16 protein-coding genes are annotated in these 16299 nt (G+C 60.2%); 10 read left to right on the top strand and 6 right to left on the bottom strand.

What is annotated here, in order from left to right:
* The first annotated feature begins 56 nt into the window (after positions 1-56).
* The 9 genes from pal (at position 57) to folD (ending at position 9096) form a co-directional block, all read left to right on the top strand.
* Positions 57-581 (top strand): peptidoglycan-associated lipoprotein Pal, encoded by a 525-nt coding sequence (gene pal / locus ACM62R_RS07855; RefSeq protein ID WP_415183506.1) that lies wholly within the window; start codon positions 57-59, stop codon positions 579-581.
* Positions 582-591: 10 nt separating this feature from the next.
* Positions 592-1398: a tol-pal system protein YbgF gene (gene ybgF / locus ACM62R_RS07860; RefSeq protein WP_415183507.1), complete on the top strand. Its 807-nt coding sequence runs from the start codon at positions 592-594 to the stop codon at positions 1396-1398.
* Between the two features lie 26 nt (positions 1399-1424).
* A complete protein-coding gene (gene tilS / locus ACM62R_RS07865) occupies positions 1425-2663 on the top strand; it encodes a tRNA lysidine(34) synthetase TilS (protein ID WP_415183563.1) in 1239 nt (412 codons plus the stop codon).
* 81 nt (positions 2664-2744) lie between these two features.
* The gene (ftsH, locus tag ACM62R_RS07870; protein WP_415183508.1) at positions 2745-4643 is read left to right on the top strand and encodes an ATP-dependent zinc metalloprotease FtsH; all 1899 of its coding nucleotides are present in this window, start codon (positions 2745-2747) and stop codon (positions 4641-4643) included.
* A gap of 7 nt (positions 4644-4650) precedes the next feature.
* A complete protein-coding gene (locus ACM62R_RS07875; protein WP_415183509.1) occupies positions 4651-5430 on the top strand; it encodes a methyltransferase domain-containing protein in 780 nt (259 codons plus the stop codon).
* A complete protein-coding gene (locus ACM62R_RS07880; RefSeq protein ID WP_415183510.1) occupies positions 5430-6029 on the top strand; it encodes an MOSC domain-containing protein in 600 nt (199 codons plus the stop codon). Before ACM62R_RS07875 ends, ACM62R_RS07880 begins: the two co-directional genes overlap by 1 nt.
* A gap of 102 nt (positions 6030-6131) precedes the next feature.
* Complete coding sequence (locus ACM62R_RS07885; protein WP_415183511.1) at positions 6132-7808, top strand: formate--tetrahydrofolate ligase; 1677 nt, start codon at positions 6132-6134, stop codon at positions 7806-7808.
* 95 nt (positions 7809-7903) lie between these two features.
* Positions 7904-8209 carry a chorismate mutase gene (locus ACM62R_RS07890; protein WP_415183512.1) on the top strand — a complete coding sequence of 102 codons (306 nt, stop codon included), beginning with the start codon at positions 7904-7906 and terminating at the stop codon, positions 8207-8209.
* Positions 8206-9096 carry a bifunctional methylenetetrahydrofolate dehydrogenase/methenyltetrahydrofolate cyclohydrolase FolD gene (gene folD / locus ACM62R_RS07895; protein ID WP_415183513.1) on the top strand — a complete coding sequence of 297 codons (891 nt, stop codon included), beginning with the start codon at positions 8206-8208 and terminating at the stop codon, positions 9094-9096. Before ACM62R_RS07890 ends, folD begins: the two co-directional genes overlap by 4 nt.
* Positions 9097-9215: 119 nt before the next feature.
* On the opposite strand, the gene ACM62R_RS07900 is transcribed toward folD, so the two are convergent.
* The gene (locus tag ACM62R_RS07900) at positions 9216-10526 is read right to left on the bottom strand and encodes an ATPase (RefSeq protein ID WP_415183514.1); all 1311 of its coding nucleotides are present in this window, start codon (positions 10524-10526) and stop codon (positions 9216-9218) included.
* A gap of 140 nt (positions 10527-10666) precedes the next feature.
* Between ACM62R_RS07900 and ACM62R_RS07905 the strand changes: the two genes are divergently transcribed.
* Positions 10667-12307 carry a hypothetical protein gene (locus ACM62R_RS07905; protein ID WP_415183515.1) on the top strand — a complete coding sequence of 547 codons (1641 nt, stop codon included), beginning with the start codon at positions 10667-10669 and terminating at the stop codon, positions 12305-12307.
* Between the two features lie 20 nt (positions 12308-12327).
* Here the strand turns inward: ACM62R_RS07905 and ACM62R_RS07910 are convergent, their stop codons facing one another.
* Genes ACM62R_RS07910 through ACM62R_RS07930 form a run of 5 tightly spaced genes read right to left on the bottom strand, consistent with a single transcriptional unit; the run spans position 12328 to position 16298 of the window.
* Complete coding sequence (locus tag ACM62R_RS07910) at positions 12328-12831, bottom strand: prepilin peptidase (RefSeq protein ID WP_415183516.1); 504 nt, start codon at positions 12829-12831, stop codon at positions 12328-12330.
* 3 nt (positions 12832-12834) lie between these two features.
* Entirely contained in the window at positions 12835-13695 is an 861-nt protein-coding gene (locus tag ACM62R_RS07915) for a tetratricopeptide repeat protein (protein WP_415183517.1), read from the bottom strand.
* A gap of 52 nt (positions 13696-13747) precedes the next feature.
* Positions 13748-14317, bottom strand: coding sequence for a tetratricopeptide repeat protein (locus tag ACM62R_RS07920; protein WP_415183518.1), 570 nt, complete (start codon positions 14315-14317; stop codon positions 13748-13750).
* Positions 14318-14321: 4 nt separating this feature from the next.
* Positions 14322-15320, bottom strand: coding sequence for a type II secretion system F family protein (locus tag ACM62R_RS07925; protein WP_415183519.1), 999 nt, complete (start codon positions 15318-15320; stop codon positions 14322-14324).
* Between the two features lie 9 nt (positions 15321-15329).
* Positions 15330-16298: a type II secretion system F family protein gene (locus ACM62R_RS07930; RefSeq protein ID WP_415183520.1), complete on the bottom strand. Its 969-nt coding sequence runs from the start codon at positions 16296-16298 to the stop codon at positions 15330-15332.
* Position 16299: the final 1 nt, after the last annotated feature.

The following is a 16299-nucleotide window of genomic DNA, read 5'->3' on the forward strand; positions in this document are numbered from 1 at the left end:
TGTGGCACCGGGCCAAGACAAAACCCGGGCCAGTAAAACAAAAAGGCGGTAGCACCATGACCCTTCTTCCCAAGGCGCTTTTGATTGTATCGGCGCTGGCCCTTGCGGCTTGTAACAACCCCAACCGTTATGGCGCCGGTGGCGCAGGTGGTGATGGCGCCTTTGGGCCCGGCGGGATTGATCAATCAGCGCTTGGCAGTGCCAGCGACCCGCGCAGCCCGGCCTATTTCAGCCAGACCATTGGTGACAAGGTGTTGTTCGCTATTGACCAGTCCACCCTATCGCCCGAAGCACGCGGCATTCTGAACGGTCAGGCGCAGTGGCTGATGGCCAACAGTCAGTATTCGGCCATCATCGAAGGGCACGCCGACGAACAGGGCACCCGCGAATATAACCTTGCCCTGGGCGCGCGCCGGGCCAACGCCGCGCAGGAATTCCTTGTATCGCAAGGGGTTGCTTCGGGGCGGCTGCGCACCGTGTCCTATGGCAAGGAACGCCCGCTTGAGGTGTGTTCGACCGAAGAGTGCTATTCCAAGAACCGCCGCGCGGTTACGGTGATTTCGCTGGGTGCGGGCAGCTAAGATGCGCAGGATGCGAGGGTTGGTTTTGGCACTGGGGCTGCTGGCGGCCTCACCGGCGCTGGCGCAAGACCAGTCGCTTGCCGATATCCGGGTAGAGCTGGGCCAGTTGTCGGCGCAGATTCAGGGCTTGCGCGGCGAATTGGTGGCGTCGGGGCAATCGGGGATGCAGGCGGCAGGCGGGGCATCGGCCCTTGAGCGGATGGATACGATGGAGGCGGCGCTGGCGCGGCTGACCGCGCAGGCCGAAGGGTTGGAAAACCGGATCAACCGGGTGGTGTCTGATGGCACCAACCGGTTGGGCGATCTGGAATTCCGCCTGTGCGAACTGGAGCCCGGCTGCGACATCGCGGCCATTGGCACCACGCCGCCCTTGGGCGGTGGTGGGTCCGTCGCGGCACCTGCTGCCCCCATACCCTCGGCCGGGCCGGCCATGGCAATGAATGAGCAGGCAGATTTTGACCGGGCCAAGGAGGTGCTCGGTCAAGGTGACTTTCGCGGCGCCGCTGACCTCTTTGCGGCCTATGCCGAAACCTATCCGGGCGGTGCGCTAAGCGAAGAGGCGATGTATCTGCGCGCCGATGCGCTGCGTCAAGCGGGCGAAGAGGCCAAGGCCGCGCGGGCGTTTCTGGATGCGTTTTCAGCCGCGCCCAACGGTGTGCGTGCGCCTGACAACCTGCTGAACCTTGGCAAATCGCTGGGCAATCTGGGCCAGAAACAAGAGGCCTGCGCGACCCTGGCCGAGGTGGGTGTGCGGTTCCCGCAAGCCCCGGCGATGATCGAGGCGGGGGCCTCGATGCGCGCGCTTGGCTGTCAGTGACGGGCAGCGGCGGGCGTTTTTCGGACCTGACGGCGCAGATCCGTGCGGTAGTTGCGCCCGGTCGGTTTTCCCGGCTGGGCGTCGCGGTTTCCGGGGGGGGCGATTCTGTCGCACTTTTGCACCTTCTGGCCGCCCAACCTGACCGACCGGCGCTTAATGCGGTGACGGTAGATCACGGTTTGCGCCCGGAAGCCGCGTCAGAGGCGGCTGCGGTGGCGCAGCTTTGTGCCGGCCTTGGCGTGCCGCATGAAACACTGCGCTGGCAGGGCTGGGACGGGCGCGGAAACCTGTCCGATGCGGCCCGGCGCGCCCGCTATACGCTGATGGCAGACTGGGCCCGCGCCCATGATGTCGAGGCGGTAGCGTTGGGTCATACTGCCGACGATCAGGCCGAAACCTTTCTGATGCGGCTGGCGCGCGGTGCCGGGCTGGACGGGCTGTCTGCAATGGCGACTGAACGAGCAGCTTGGGGGGCACTGTGGCTGCGCCCGCTTTTGGCGGCACCGCGCGCCGATCTGCGCGCGTTTTTGCGCGACTTGGGTGCGCAATGGGCCGAAGACCCCAGCAATGACGACCCCAGCTATGACCGTGTTCGCGCCCGTGCCGTGCTGACCGCGCTGGCCCCCTTGGGGATCAGCGTTGGCGGGATTGCGGATGTGACGGCGCATCTGCGCGAGGTGCGCGAGGTGGTTGCGCGCGCCACCTACATCGCCGCGCAGCAGATCTTGCGGGTTGAGGTGGGCGATCTGCTGTTTGATCGCGCCGGCTTTGCCAGCCATCCGCCCGAACTGCGCCGCCGCCTTCTGGCGCAAGGGCTGCGCTGGGTGGCCTCGGCTGATTACGCGCCCCGCGCAGCGCCGCTTGCCGATTTGATCAAAACCATTCTGGCCGGGGGCACGGCCACGCTGCATGGTTGCCTTGTGCTGCAAGAGGGGCCTTGGTTTCGCATCTGCCGCGAGCCGGTGGCCGTTGCAAACTGTCGCGCAGCGCCCGGCGCGCTTTGGGATGGGCGGTGGCGGTTGACCGGGCCTGATGAGAAACGATGCGAAATCAGGGCGTTGGGTGACGTCGGTTTGCGACTTTGCCCAAATTGGCGCAGCCAGCCCCGCCCGCGTGCGGCGCTGTTGGCCGATCCGGCAGTGTGGCGCGAGGGGGAATTGGTGGCCGCGCCGCTTGCCGGAATGGGGCAGAATTGGTCGGCGGAACTTGGCCATGGGGGGCGCGGTGGGGCAGATGATTTCCTTTCTGCGCTTTTATCGCATTGAACCTGCGCGCTGAATGCCTATTTTCAGATCAACAGGTGCCCGACTCTGTCGCGGCGCCAATTGGATATTGGAGGATTCCTCTTGGGTAATGCACGCAATCTTGCCTTCTGGGCTGTGCTGTTCCTGTTGATACTGGCGCTGTTCAACCTGTTTGGTGATGGTCAAAGTGCGGTGAATGCGCGTTCGGTCAGCTATTCGGACTTTATCAGCCGTGTCGACAAGGGCGATGTTGCCAGCGTTAAACTGGATGGCGAGGTGGTGACCTTCGTCGGCAAGGACAACACGCAGTATACAACGATCAAACCCGCCAGCGACGATATTTCGGACCGGCTTATCGCCAAGAATGTTGAGGTTCGGGTTGAACGGCAGGAACAGTCGGGCTTCATGTCGCTGCTGGGCGTGTGGCTACCGTTCCTTGTGCTGATCGGGATCTGGATCTTCTTCATGAACCGAATGCAGGGCGGCGGCAAAGGCGGCGCGATGGGTTTTGGCAAGTCGCGCGCCAAACTGCTGACGGAAAAGCATGGCCGCGTGACCTTTGACGATGTGGCCGGCATCGACGAGGCCAAGGAAGAGCTGGAAGAGATTGTCGAGTTTTTGCGCAACCCGCAAAAGTTTAGCCGTCTTGGCGGTAAAATTCCCAAGGGCGCGCTGCTGGTTGGCCCGCCGGGCACCGGTAAAACGCTGCTGGCGCGCGCGATTGCGGGCGAGGCGGGGGTGCCCTTCTTTACCATCTCGGGATCGGATTTTGTGGAAATGTTCGTGGGTGTCGGCGCATCGCGTGTGCGCGACATGTTTGAGCAGGCCAAGAAAAACGCCCCCTGCATCGTCTTTATCGACGAGATTGACGCCGTGGGCCGTTCGCGCGGCGTAGGCATCGGCGGGGGCAATGATGAGCGTGAACAGACGCTGAACCAGCTACTGGTGGAAATGGACGGGTTTGAGGCCAACGAGGGTATCATCATCATCGCCGCAACCAACCGCCGCGATGTACTGGACCCGGCGTTGCTGCGGCCGGGCCGTTTTGATCGCCAAATCCACGTTCCGAACCCCGACATCAAAGGTCGTGAAAAAATTCTGAACGTTCACGCCCGCAAGGTGCCGCAGGGCCCGGACGTTGAATTGCGCCTGATTGCGCGCGGAACCCCCGGTTTTTCGGGGGCGGACCTTGCCAACCTGGTCAATGAGGCCGCGCTGATGGCCGCCCGTGTGGGCCGCCGTTTCGTGACGATGGAAGATTTCGAGTCTGCCAAGGACAAGGTGATGCTGGGGGTTGAACGCCGCAGCATGGTTCTGACGCCCGAGCAAAAGGAAAAGACCGCCTACCACGAGGCCGGCCACGCCATCGTTGGCATGGCGATGCCGAAATGCGACCCGGTCTACAAAGCCACGATCATTCCACGCGGCGGCGCCTTGGGAATGGTGGTCAGTCTGCCCGAAATGGACCGGCTGAACATGCACAAGGACGAGGCCAAACAACGCATCGCCATGACCATGGCCGGCAAGGCCGCCGAAATCATCAAATATGGTGAGGAAGGTGTGTCGAACGGCCCTGCGGGCGACATCCAGCAGGCCTCGGGGCTGGCGCGGGCAATGGTGATGCGCTGGGGCATGTCCGACAAGGTCGGCGCAGTAGATTATGCCGAGGCGCATGAGGGCTATTCCGGAAATACCGGGGGGTTCTCGGTATCTGCCTCAACCAAAGAGTTGATAGAGCAAGAGGTCAAGGACCTGATCGACGAAGGCTATGCCTTGGCCTACAAGGTTCTTGAGGAAAAATCGGTCGAGTTTGAGCGGCTTGCACAGGGTCTTTTGGAATATGAAACCCTGACTGGCGAGGAAATCCGCCGGATCGTGCGTGGCGAGGCAATCGGGGGCGATGACATGACGCCGCCTTCTGGCAACGTGCCTTCGGTTTCGGCGGTCCCCAAAACAAAACCGGCTGCCCCGAAGGGCGCCGAGCCTGAACCCTCGGTTTGAGGCGCTGATGAGCAAGCCCGACTGGAGCCCCGAAATCTATTCCCGGTTTCGGGGCTTGCGGCTGCGCCCCGCGCTGGATCTGCTGACCCGCGTGCCTGCGCTACCCAAGGGGGATGTGATTGACCTTGGATGCGGCAATGGGGCGGTAGGGGCCGCGTTGGCCAAGCGTTTTTCCGGGCATAGGTTGATCGGGCTTGATGCTTCGCCTGCGATGTTGGCCGCTGCAGCCGCGACGGGCGCTTATAAACGTTGCCTTTCGGCCGATGTGGCGACGTGGGAACCTGCAAAACCTGTGGCGCTGATCTTTTCCAACGCGATGCTGCATTGGCTGAGCGGGCATGAGGTCTTGTTGCCCCGTCTGGCCAGCTTCGTGGCGCCCGGCGGCACGTTGGCAGTGCAGATGCCGCGCCAGTTTGGGGCGCCTTCGCATCGGTTTTTACGGGATTTTGCGGCTGAGATGTTTCCTGACCGATTTGATTTCACCGGCTGGCAGCCGCCGGTGAATAGCGCGGTCGAGTATCACCGCTTGCTGGCACCGTTGGGCCAGGCAGACGTTTGGGAAACCGACTATGTGCACCGGCTGGAGCCTGACAAGGACGCGCACCCGGTGCGTCGCTTTACTGAAAGCACGGCGATGCGCCCGTTTCTGGAACCATTGTCCGCGCCCGAGTTGGCCGAATTCACAAACCGCTACGATGCCGCCCTGGCAGCGGCCTACCCAACAGAGCCCGATGGTGCGGTCTTGTTCCCGTTTCGCCGTGTGTTCTTTACCGTGACGGTGTCTTGATGCCCGCGCTTTTAGCCACGAAATTCAGCGCCAGCGTGGTTTGGCTGGGGCGGGTCATCAAACGTGAAACCGCGTTGGCGTCGGTTCCTGTTGACCGGCTTTGGTGCAGTTTTGACGGGCCCGAGGGCGAAGATCACGCTGGGATGACGCGGCCATCATGTTCACGCATGACGCAGCAATATCCGCTGGGGACAACCATTCGCAACACGCGCCAAATGTCGATCATATCGGAGGAGGAATTGATCGCCATCGCTGCCGAGATGGGGTTGGAAACGCTTGCCCCTGAATGGCTAGGGGCGACGGTGGTGTTGCGCGGGTTGCCCGCGTTGACACAATTGCCGCCCTCTTCGCGGCTGCAAGTGGCGGATGGGGTGACGCTGGTGGTTGATATGGAGAACCGCCCCTGCACGCTGGTTTCGCGGGTCATCGAGACACATCGCCCCGGCTTTGGTGCGCGTTTCAAGCCGGCCGCAACCGCACGGCGCGGCGTTACCGCATGGGTCGAGCGCGAAGGCGCGCTGTGCCTGGGCGATACCGTTCGCCTGCATGTCCCCGATCAGCCGGTCTGGCCACATCTGGCCGCTGCGCGCGCAGACTAAGCCGCGCAGGCGGCACGCTATTTGTCGTAATTTTGCAGCGCGATGACGTTGAACCGGGTAGGCTTCCTGAAAACCAAGCATCAGCCTTCGCGAGGGACTGCCATGACCGTCAAAACCGATATCGAAATTGCCCGCACCGCTAAAAAGCTTCCAATGCCTGAAATCGCTGCAAAGCTTGGCATCCCGGAAACGGCCCTGATTCCCTACGGGCGCGACAGGGCCAAACTTGATCGTGATTTCATCTCGGGGCTCGGGGCGCGTCCTGACGGCAAACTCATCCTTGTGACCGCGATCAACCCGACACCCGCGGGCGAGGGCAAGACCACGACAACCGTCGGCCTGGGCGATGCACTGTCACGGATAGGCAAGCGCACGGCGATCTGCATCCGCGAGGCGAGCCTTGGGCCAAACTTCGGGATGAAAGGCGGCGCGGCAGGCGGTGGCCACGCCCAGATCGTGCCGATGGAGGAAATGAACCTGCATTTCACCGGCGATTTTCACGCCATAACCAGCGCGCACAACCTGCTTTCAGCGATGATTGACAACCATATCTACTGGGGGAACAGCCTGGAGATTGACGACCGCCGGATTGTCTGGCGCCGCGTGATGGATATGAACGACCGCGCGTTACGCGATATCGTTGTGGGGCTTGGCGGCGTGATGAACGGTTTTCCACGCCAGACCGGATTTGACATCACCGTGGCCTCAGAGGTCATGGCAATCTTGTGCCTTTCCAGGGATTTGAAAGACTTGCAAAAGCGCCTGGGTGACATCGTCGTGGCCTACAGCCGCGACAAGGCGCCCATTTATTGCCGTGATCTGAAGGCAGATGGTGCGATGACTGTATTGCTGCGCGACGCGCTTCAGCCGAATTTGGTGCAGACGCTGGAAAATACCCCCGCCTTCGTGCATGGCGGACCATTTGCCAATATCGCGCATGGTTGCAACAGTGTCGTGGCAACGCAAACGGCGCTGAAACTGGCCGACTATGTTGTCACCGAGGCGGGTTTCGGGGCTGATTTAGGGGCCGAGAAATTCTTTGACATCAAATGCCGAAAGGCGGGTCTGCAACCAGCAGCGGCGGTGATCGTTGCAACCGTGCGCGCCATGAAAATGAACGGCGGTGTGGCAAAGGCCGATCTTGGTCTGGAAAACGTAGGCGCGGTTATCAAAGGATGCCCCAATCTGGGCCGCCATATCGCCAATACCAAAGGGTTTGGGGTGCCGGTTCTGGTGGCGATCAATCATTTCACCACCGATACCAAGGCCGAGATTGCCGCCGTCAGGGAATACGTCGCCCAGCAAGGCGCCGAGGCGGTCTTGTGCCATCACTGGGCCAAAGGCGGGGCAGGGGCCGAGGATCTGGCGCAAAAAGTCGTGGCGCTGGTTGATAGCAGTCAGGGCAATTTTGCGCCGCTCTACCCCGATGAGATGGGGTTATTTGACAAGATCGACACTATCGCGCGGCGCATCTATCACGCGGGCGAGGTGATCGCTGACAAAGCGGTCCGCGATCAGCTGCACGCCTGGGAGGCGGCCGGCTACGGCCATCTGCCGGTCTGCATGGCAAAAACGCAATACTCATTCAGCACCGACCCCGCCTTGCGCGGCGCGCCCACCGGTCACACCCTGCCGATACGCGAGGTGCGACTGTCAGCGGGGGCGGGCTTTGTCGTGGTGATCTGTGGCGAAATCATGACCATGCCCGGTCTGCCGCGCACCCCCAGCGCCGAGACGATCGGGCTGAATAAATCGGGCGACGTGGAAGGCTTGTTCTAGGCTTTGGCCGGGGTTGAGCCTAGGCCAAAATCCTGCGATAGGGTGGCGTGATTTCGCGTGCCGAAACCGTGCCAAAGTAATCGGAGGGGGCTTCCATGACATCGCCCGACCATATCGCCTGCATGGCCGAACTGCGCACGCAGATCGACGCATTGGACGCGCGCATCGTGGCTCTTCTGGCCGACAGGGCTGTGCTTATCGACCGCGCAATAGATTTGAAACCGGGCGAGGGTATGCCCGCACGAATCACCACGCGGGTCGAAGAGGTGGTGGCCAACGTGCGCGCCTCGGCACAGGCACACAGGCTTGACCCCGATTTGGTCGATGCCCTATGGCGGCAGTTGATCGAATGGTCGATTGAGCGCGAAGAACAGGTTTTGGGCAAAGGAAATAACGCATGAGTGCCACGGTAATCGACGGCAAGGCGTTCGCGCTTCGTATCCGCGAAAAGGTTGCCGCTCATGTAGCGCGGTTGGCGGCCGACCATGGAATTACACCGGGTCTGGCGGTTGTGCTGGTGGGACAGGATCCCGCGTCCGAAGTCTATGTGCGCAACAAAGGCAAGCAAACGCTTGAGGTCGGAATGGCCAGTTTCGAACATAAACTGCCCGCGGACATCTCCGAGCGCGACCTTCTGGCCCTGATCGCGCGGCTGAACGCGGATCCCGCCGTGCATGGTGTCCTGGTGCAGCTTCCGCTGCCGGCACAGCTGAATTCAGACCTCGTGATCAATGCGATTGACCCGGCCAAAGACGTCGACGGATTTCACATTTCGAACGTCGGGCTCCTCGGGACCGGGCAGAAAAGCATGGTGCCCTGCACACCGCTGGGCTGCCTGATGATGTTGCGACACCACCTTGGAAATCTCTCGGGGTTGAATGCAGTCGTGGTGGGGCGCAGCAACATTGTGGGTAAACCGATGGCGCAACTGCTGCTGGGCGAAAGCTGCACCGTGACCATCGCACATTCACGCACCAGGGATCTGGCGGCAGTCTGCCGGGGTGCCGATATTCTGGTCGCCGCAGTGGGTCGCCCCGAAATGATAACCGCAGAGCATGTTCGCCCCGGTGCCACGATCATCGACGTGGGCATCAACCGGATCACCCGCAATGGCAAGACCACGCTGGTGGGCGATGTGGACTTTGCCTCGGCCGCGGCTGTGGCGGGCGCAATAACCCCGGTGCCGGGTGGGGTGGGGCCGATGACAATTGCCTGCCTTCTGGCCAATACGGTTACCGCTTGCTGCCGCGCCAATCGCCTGCCCGAGCCTGACGGGCTTACGGTTTAGCCCCTCCTGTCTGGCGCCAACGTTTTTTTCAGGACGTGTTCTGGGCCAAAACAAGCCTCCGCTGCTTTTTTTTGGCCTAAATACTCATTTTACCCCAAATCCCCGACTTGCGCCGGGCGTCAGTGCTCAATCGCTTCCTCGGCCACAAACATGTTGGCCCAGGCGCGGTCGATCAATTCAGGGGTCATTTGATAGGGGATGCCTTCAAACTCGCAGATGGCGATCATCTGGTCGATCAGGAAGATCGGCTGATAGTTGGCGTAGATATTGTCAATGGTGGGGTATTTGACCTTCAGCAGATGCACCAATGCAGATTCCGAAAGCGGCATCTTTTTCTTCCGCGCGACCAGTTGGAAAATCTTGAGGAAATCCTGCTGATTAGGGCCGTCGATTTTGATCTTGAAGAAGATCCGACGCAAGGCGGCCTTGTCGAAGATGGTATTGGGGTGGAAGTTGGTTGAAAAGATTACCAGCGTGTCGAAGGGCACCTCGAATTTCTCACCCGATTGCAGGGCAAGGATATCGCGGTTTTCTTCCAGCGGCACGATCCAGCGGTTGACCAGTTTCTGCGGCGGTTCGGCCTGACGGCCAAGGTCATCGACGATGAATACCCCGCCTGAAGATTTCATTTGCAAGGGCGCGGTATAGGTACGCGCGGTGGGGTTGTAGGTCAGGTCCAGCATCTCCAAGGATAACTCGCCCCCGGTGATGACCGTGGGGCGGTCGCAATAGACGTAGCGGTTGTCAAACCGATTGCCCGATTTGCGCAGGGCGGTCGGATCATCGACCGACTCGGTCGCAGCAGAATGCACGATAGGGTCATAGACGGTGATGATCTGGCCGGCATATTCGACAGCGCGGGGGATAAAGATCTTGTCGCCCAAGGCGTCGCGGATCCCGTTCGAGATGGAGGATTTACCGTTACCCGGCGGGCCATACATCAGGATCGAGCGCCCGGATGACACCGCAGGCCCCAGGTTGCCCAAAAGCGCCGGGGGCAGCACAAGATGCCCCATGGCGGCGCTTAGCTGATCGCGTGTCAACTGGATGTTGCGAATTGACTGGCGCTCAATCTGCGTGCGGTAGGCGTTCAACGGCACCGGAACGGCGCCGTAATACTCCGATTGTGACAGGGCATCCAGCGCGCGCGCCTTGCCCGCATCGGCCAGTTGATAGCCCATTTCCCCGCCCGAATTGGCATGAAGAGTGCCTGTCGCTTCCAGCAAGCGCTGGCTGCGGGCCAGGTCGATCAATTCTTGCGCCAGCGGCAACGGTAGCGCCAAAAGCCGCGCCAACCCCGACGCGGTGTCCATATTGGTGCGAAACATCGTTTTCAGCAGGATGTCACGCAGCATCACCACGGAAATACCCACTTCGTCCAATGTTTTCGGGGGCACCGGGGCCAACACGTTTTGCGCCATCATGTTCATTGCCCGCGTTCCTCGCCAAATTTGTCATCAATGCCCCGATCATGTCATTGCAAACGCACAATTCGGCACTACGGGGTTTCTTGGGATGACCATGCGTAGCTATTGTGGCCAAAAAATGGAAATTAAACGAAGAGGCAAGGATGCGTGAGGCAAACAAAGGCGCGGTCAACCCGTGGCTGCTGGCGGCGGTGATGCTGGGGCTGCTGGCAGTGCTGGGCGGGATGAATTTCCTTAAAGGCGCGCTCTACCTTGGCAAGCATGAGGGCGACACGCTGCACCTGGCCGACATGGTCTTGCGCATGGCTGAGGCCGGGCAATGGCCTCATCTGGATTTCATGACCCCGATTGGTGTTTTGGCGCTCTGGCCGATTGCGGCCTTTGTCGAGGCGGGCCTGGGTATTGGACATGCGTTTTTCGCGGCACAAATGGCGGTGGCTGTGGTGCTCCTGTTGCCTGCGATGCGGGTGGCGTCCTCGCGGTTTACCGGGGTCTGGGCGCTGCTTTTTGGCGGCTACATCATGGTTCTTTGTGTGGCGCTGGTGCATGGCGAGGCCGATGCCAGCGTTTCAATTTCCATGCATTACAACCGCTGGGCCTGGGCGCTGGCCTATATTGCCATACCGCTGGCGCTATTGGCACCGATCGGGCGGGTGCGGCCCTGGCTGGATGGCGCGTTGATCGGGTTGGCGATGGCGGCGCTGGTGCTGGTCAAGGTGACGTATTTTGTAGCTTTCGCGCCCGCGGTACTAATCGCGCTACTGGCGCGGCGGCAGGGGCGGATGATAGTTGCGGCGCTATTGTCGGGGCTGCTGGTTGCGGCAATAGTCACGTTTGCACTGGGGGCAGGGTTTTGGCTGGCCTATCTACGCGATCTTGCGCAGGTGTCTGGATCTAGTATTCGGCCTGAACCCGGGCAGCCTCTGACCGCGGTTATGGGTGGACCTGGATTCATAGCGGGGACATTCGCGTTATTGGCCACCGTGATATTCTTGCGCCAATCGGGGCGGATGGTCGAGGGGATGGTGCTGCTGTTTCTGACGCCGGGGTTTATTTATGTGACATGGCAGAATTTCGGCAATGACCCGCAGTGGCTCTTGATGCTGGCGCTGTTTGCCTTTTCGTTGCGCCCGGATGCGGGGGTCAGCAATGCGTTTGGCTGGTCGATGCGCAATGCGCTGATGGTCACCGGGGTTATGGCGCTGACGCTGGGGGCGGCCTCGGTGCTTAACCTGGCATTCAGCCCGTTTCGGCATTTTTTCATGCCCGAAGAAAAGGCCGTGGCGCTTTTGTCAGCGCGGCCCAAACACGCGGATTTGCTGGTGCAAGAGGCGCGGCTTTATCGCGTGGCGACGCAACGTGCGGGTGATGAGCCCGGTTCGGCCTATGCCACCTTTGCCTCGCGTTCGGATCGGGCTGACCCGGCCAAGCTGAACGGCGAAGTTCTGGCGGACTGCGAATTGATCGGCGGGTATAACGCGTGGTTTGAAACGGCAACAGCCGATCTGATGGCATCGGGTTATCGTCATAGCCAGGTGCTGGTGGCGGACCTGTTTTCGGCGCTTTGGCTATATGGTGATTTCCTGCCGGTCAGGGGCGGTGCGCCCTGGTATTACGGGGGGGTGGCCGGAATTGAGGCCGCAGACCACGTTCTGGTGCCACTATGCCCCACAGGAGGAAGCATGCGAACCGGCATGTTGAAAGCGCTGGATGATGCCGGCTGGCACCTGACCGAAGAGCGGCGCACCGAAACCTATATCTTGTTGAAACCCACGAAAGGGTAGGGGTGCCCGCCGAAAACGGCTCAGCCAGCGCTGGTGATGATCGCCAGATAGGCCCAAAGCGTGCCAACAAGCGCGAGCCCCATTGGAAAATCGGCGCGCTGCCATGATACCCAATCGGGCGCCATGGCACGCGCGGCGGGTATGGCGCGGATCAGCCGATGGGCAGTGAATGCCCCTAAAAGAAAAGCGGCCAACAGCACAATCGTTAGGTTTAAGTGGCTATAATTACTAGAGAAAAATGGCGCTGCGGCCGCTGCAAACTTGGCGTCGCCCGCCCCGAAATGCAGCGTCGCGTTCAGCACGAACCCCAGCATCAGGATAATCGGCAGGTGCACCAGGCGCCACGCCCAGACATCCAGCGGCAGGACAAAAGGCCCCACCAGAAAAAACACCCCCACCAGCGCATAGACGGCGCGGTTGGGTATTTTCATCGTCTTGAGGTCAGACCAGACGACCCACGCACAGACCGGTGTGATAAATAACAGCAGTACAAGCGCCGATTGCGACGGGGTCAGACCCAGCATCGCCTAGCCCTTGGCGACATTGGCATCAAGGGCAGCCAATGCGCGCGACGCCTCGTCGAAGTACTGCGGATGGGTGTCGACAGCATCCTGCAAAAGACCGCGTCCGATGTTCACATCGCCCTGTTTTATCGCTGAAAGCGCTGCCGTGTATAATAGCTGCGCCCGCTCGGGTTGGGTCATCGCGATCACCGGCAGGTCATATTTGCGCTGTGCCGCGCGCGACAATACCAGATTGTTTTTGGCGGTGAACAGGTTCGCGTCGTAGGTCAGCGATTCCGCGAACAGCTTTTCAGCGCCCTTGTAATCGCCACGCGTCAGTTTGGAATAACCCCAGTTATTCAACACGCCAGCGGGTGTTGTGGTCAGACCGGCAGCGATTTCATAGAAACTATCGGCTTTCTTCCAACTTTTGTTGGAATCCGCGACCATCGCTTCAAGCCGATATCGTTGATAGGTTTCATGGGTGGGCGGGATCTGGTTCAGCACGGTTTCTGCGCCTTTCCAGTCGTTAGCGCGGATCAGCGCGTCGGCCTGCCCAACGCGATCATCATCGGTTGCGCCGGGCATCGCGACAACGGCGGCCCAAACTACGGCGGCTTGCTCGGGCTGTTTGGCACGCACCAGTGATTTCGCCAAGCCGCGCCTGAGGTCGATCCGGTCGGGTTTTTGTTCGGATGAACGTTTGAAGTAATTCACCGCCTCTTTCGGATCGCCAACTGTCAGCATTACGTCCGAAAGATTGGTTTCGTCAATCGCGTTGACGCTTTGCATGGCGCGCGCCACTTCTGCGTCGGAAGATTTCTGACAGGCGCTCAGCGCAAACGCACTGCCGATGCAGAGCGCGAAAAGAACCGGGTGGCGCATGTTTTGCGTCCTTTGCTCGTTTGCCTCGACCCGCCGCTTGCGCGTTGGGTTATTATAGCTTGGTGAGCAGCAGATATTGCCCGTTCCCGCGCCTCACCAGCGAGAAATTCTTGTCCTCGGCTTCAGCATAATCGGGTTTTTGTTGTTTTGCGAGCGCAAGGCGCAGATTTTTGCGAATGTCGTCCGATTGGCCACTATCAAGCGCATAGGCGGTCTGAAACACCTTTGCGGCCTCTGCGACGTGGCCCTGCTCCATCAGTACGACGCCAAGGTTATTCCAGGCAGGAACGAAGCTTTGGTCCTTTTCGATTGCGTGCCGCAACATCTGTTCGGCCTGCCCCAACCGCCCCAGATGAAGATTTGCCGACCCGATTGCGGACAACACATCGACGGTTGCCCCTTGTTCGGCGGCCCCACGATAATACGCCTTAAGCGCAAGTTCATACTCACCCGCCGCCATCAGCCGATGCCCCACCATAAGCCCATCAACGGCCTGCCCCTTCGCGGTGCCGGGCGCATAAGGAGACCCCTTTTCGGCGTGCAAAGCACCCGTGGAACAGGCAGCGAGCAAAATTACCACCAAAGATGCGCCCAGATAGCGGCCGAAAGACATGACGGTCATCAGATCATTGCCCGATGGTTTTAAACGTCTCTAGCATACCGTGAACTGACGGGCCAACAAGGATGACCAGCAATGGCGGCACGGTAAACATCATTGTGCCCAGCGTCATCTTGGTGGGGATCTTGTTGGCGGCCTCTTCGGCGCGCATGACGCGTTTGTCACGCATTTCGGCGGCATAGACGCGCAGCGCCTCAGCGATAGAGGTGCCAAATTGCTGCGATTGGATCATCACGGTGACAAACGAGGCAACATCCTGCACGCCAGAGCGGTCGCCAAAGGCGCGTAGAACGGCGGATTTTTCCTTGCCGGCTTTGATTTCGTGGCTGACCGTCTCATATTCCTCGGCCAGCGCGGGATAGCCTCCGCGCAGCTCCTTTGACACGCGGATGATGCCCTGATCCAGCGACTGGCCCGCCTCGACGCAGACCAACAACATATCAAGACTATCGGGAAAGCCATTCTGAATTTCGGCAGTGCGGCTTTTGACGCGGCTATCGACCCAGTATTTCGGCATGTAGTAGCCCACGCAGCCGGGAAGCAGCACGAACAGAACCATTTGTAATCCTGACACTTCGCCTGTGGCAGATGCAAAGATCGTATAGGCGACCCCTAGCACCAACATCACCAGACCCAGGGCAAACTGAACGGCGTGGAATGTGCGCACCGCGTTGCGCCCTCGGTAACCCGCGCGCGTCAGATGCAAGCGAGAGGCGCTCATTTCTTCTTCGTTTTGCGGTTCCAGAAAACCGGCGTATTTGTCCAGCTTGTCCGAGCCGGCCGACATGCGCAGCTTTTTAGCCTTGTCACTCTCAACAGATTTGGGCTCTGCCGGGGCGTAACCAGCGCTGATCCGCAACCGGTCCAACGGATCGGGGCGTTTTTTCAGCATGAAGGGCAGCGTTGCCGCAATCAGGGTGATGCCAATTCCGGCCAGCGCAATGACCGGGCCCAAAGGCCCCAATGTCGTAATCAATGTCTGGTTCAGCGCCGCAAAGAGTTCCATTGATTATCCTTAGACCTTGATGTTGGTCATGGCCTTCATAAACATCATGTTGGCCCCCAAAAGGGCAAAGACGACCAACGCGGCAGGAACGAAGGCAGGCGTGTCTTTCACGCCGTCGTAATAGTCTGGCGATACCACCTGGATGATGACCAGAACCGCCAACGGGAAGCCGGAAAGAAACACACCCGACCATTTTGCCTCTGCGGTGATTGCCTTCACACGGCGAAACAGACGAAAGCGTGACCGGATCACCTTGGCCAAACCGTCCAGAATCTCGGCCAGATTGCCGCCAGATTGCTGCTGGATCGACACGGCCACCGCCAAAAACCGCAAATCCTGCATGTCCAGACGGTCGGACAGGTCGCGAAGGCTGTCTGCTACGTTGCGGCCATAGGCGGCTTCGTCAGCGATGATCCCGAATTCAGAACCCAGCGGGTCTGGGACCTCTTTTGCGACGATCTGGATGGCTGATGAAAACGGGTTGCCCACCCGCAAAGACCGCACCATCAGCTCAATCGCATCGGGAAGTTGTTCTTCCACCATCGCCATGCGCTTCTTGGCCTTGCTGTTGACCCAGAAATAAACCCCGCCAATCCCCATGAACACCGCCAACGCCGCCCGCACCGGCGCAGCCGCCGCAGTGCCGATGGACAGGCCCAGGAACGCAACCATCGAAACCAGCACCATCACCGCCACGAGTGCCATCGGAGAAAAGGCGATGTTGGCCTTTTGCGCCTTTTCGGCCAGGATTGAGTACAGTGGAATCCCGCGCGATTTCATGTGCTGGGTGGCCTCTTTGCGAAGCTGTTCCAACACCTGTTCGCGGCGTCCACCCTTTTCCAACAGATCCAGCCGCCGGTTGACCTTGGAGTTGAGCGAGATCGACTTGCCGAAAACCAGCAGATAGATGCCTTCGACCAAAAGCAACACGGCCACAAAGATCAGGCCGTAAATAATGGGCGTCGGGCTGATGATCATG

This window comes from Phaeovulum sp. (assembly GCF_047638075.1).
Taxonomy (GTDB): Bacteria; Pseudomonadota; Alphaproteobacteria; order Rhodobacterales; family Rhodobacteraceae; genus UBA6197.

Excerpts from the sequence above, each read along its gene's own strand:
- ACM62R_RS07880 (WP_415183510.1), top strand. The coding sequence starts at position 5,430 with ATGCCCGCGCTTTTAGCCACGAAATTCAGCGCCAGCGTGGTTTGGCTG.
- ACM62R_RS07875 (WP_415183509.1), top strand. The coding sequence starts at position 4,651 with ATGAGCAAGCCCGACTGGAGCCCCGAAATCTATTCCCGGTTTCGGGGC.
- pal (WP_415183506.1), top strand. The coding sequence starts at position 57 with ATGACCCTTCTTCCCAAGGCGCTTTTGATTGTATCGGCGCTGGCCCTT.
- ACM62R_RS07930 (WP_415183520.1), bottom strand. The coding sequence starts at position 16,298 with ATGATCATCAGCCCGACGCCCATTATTTACGGCCTGATCTTTGTGGCC.
- ACM62R_RS07885 (WP_415183511.1), top strand. The coding sequence starts at position 6,132 with ATGACCGTCAAAACCGATATCGAAATTGCCCGCACCGCTAAAAAGCTT.
- ACM62R_RS07920 (WP_415183518.1), bottom strand. The coding sequence starts at position 14,317 with ATGACCGTCATGTCTTTCGGCCGCTATCTGGGCGCATCTTTGGTGGTA.
- ACM62R_RS07915 (WP_415183517.1), bottom strand. The coding sequence starts at position 13,695 with ATGCGCCACCCGGTTCTTTTCGCGCTCTGCATCGGCAGTGCGTTTGCG.
- folD (WP_415183513.1), top strand. The coding sequence starts at position 8,206 with ATGAGTGCCACGGTAATCGACGGCAAGGCGTTCGCGCTTCGTATCCGC.
- ACM62R_RS07900 (WP_415183514.1), bottom strand. The coding sequence starts at position 10,526 with ATGAACATGATGGCGCAAAACGTGTTGGCCCCGGTGCCCCCGAAAACA.
- ACM62R_RS07910 (WP_415183516.1), bottom strand. The coding sequence starts at position 12,831 with ATGCTGGGTCTGACCCCGTCGCAATCGGCGCTTGTACTGCTGTTATTT.
- ACM62R_RS07890 (WP_415183512.1), top strand. The coding sequence starts at position 7,904 with ATGACATCGCCCGACCATATCGCCTGCATGGCCGAACTGCGCACGCAG.
- ybgF (WP_415183507.1), top strand. The coding sequence starts at position 592 with ATGCGAGGGTTGGTTTTGGCACTGGGGCTGCTGGCGGCCTCACCGGCG.
- ACM62R_RS07925 (WP_415183519.1), bottom strand. The coding sequence starts at position 15,320 with ATGGAACTCTTTGCGGCGCTGAACCAGACATTGATTACGACATTGGGG.
- ACM62R_RS07905 (WP_415183515.1), top strand. The coding sequence starts at position 10,667 with ATGCGTGAGGCAAACAAAGGCGCGGTCAACCCGTGGCTGCTGGCGGCG.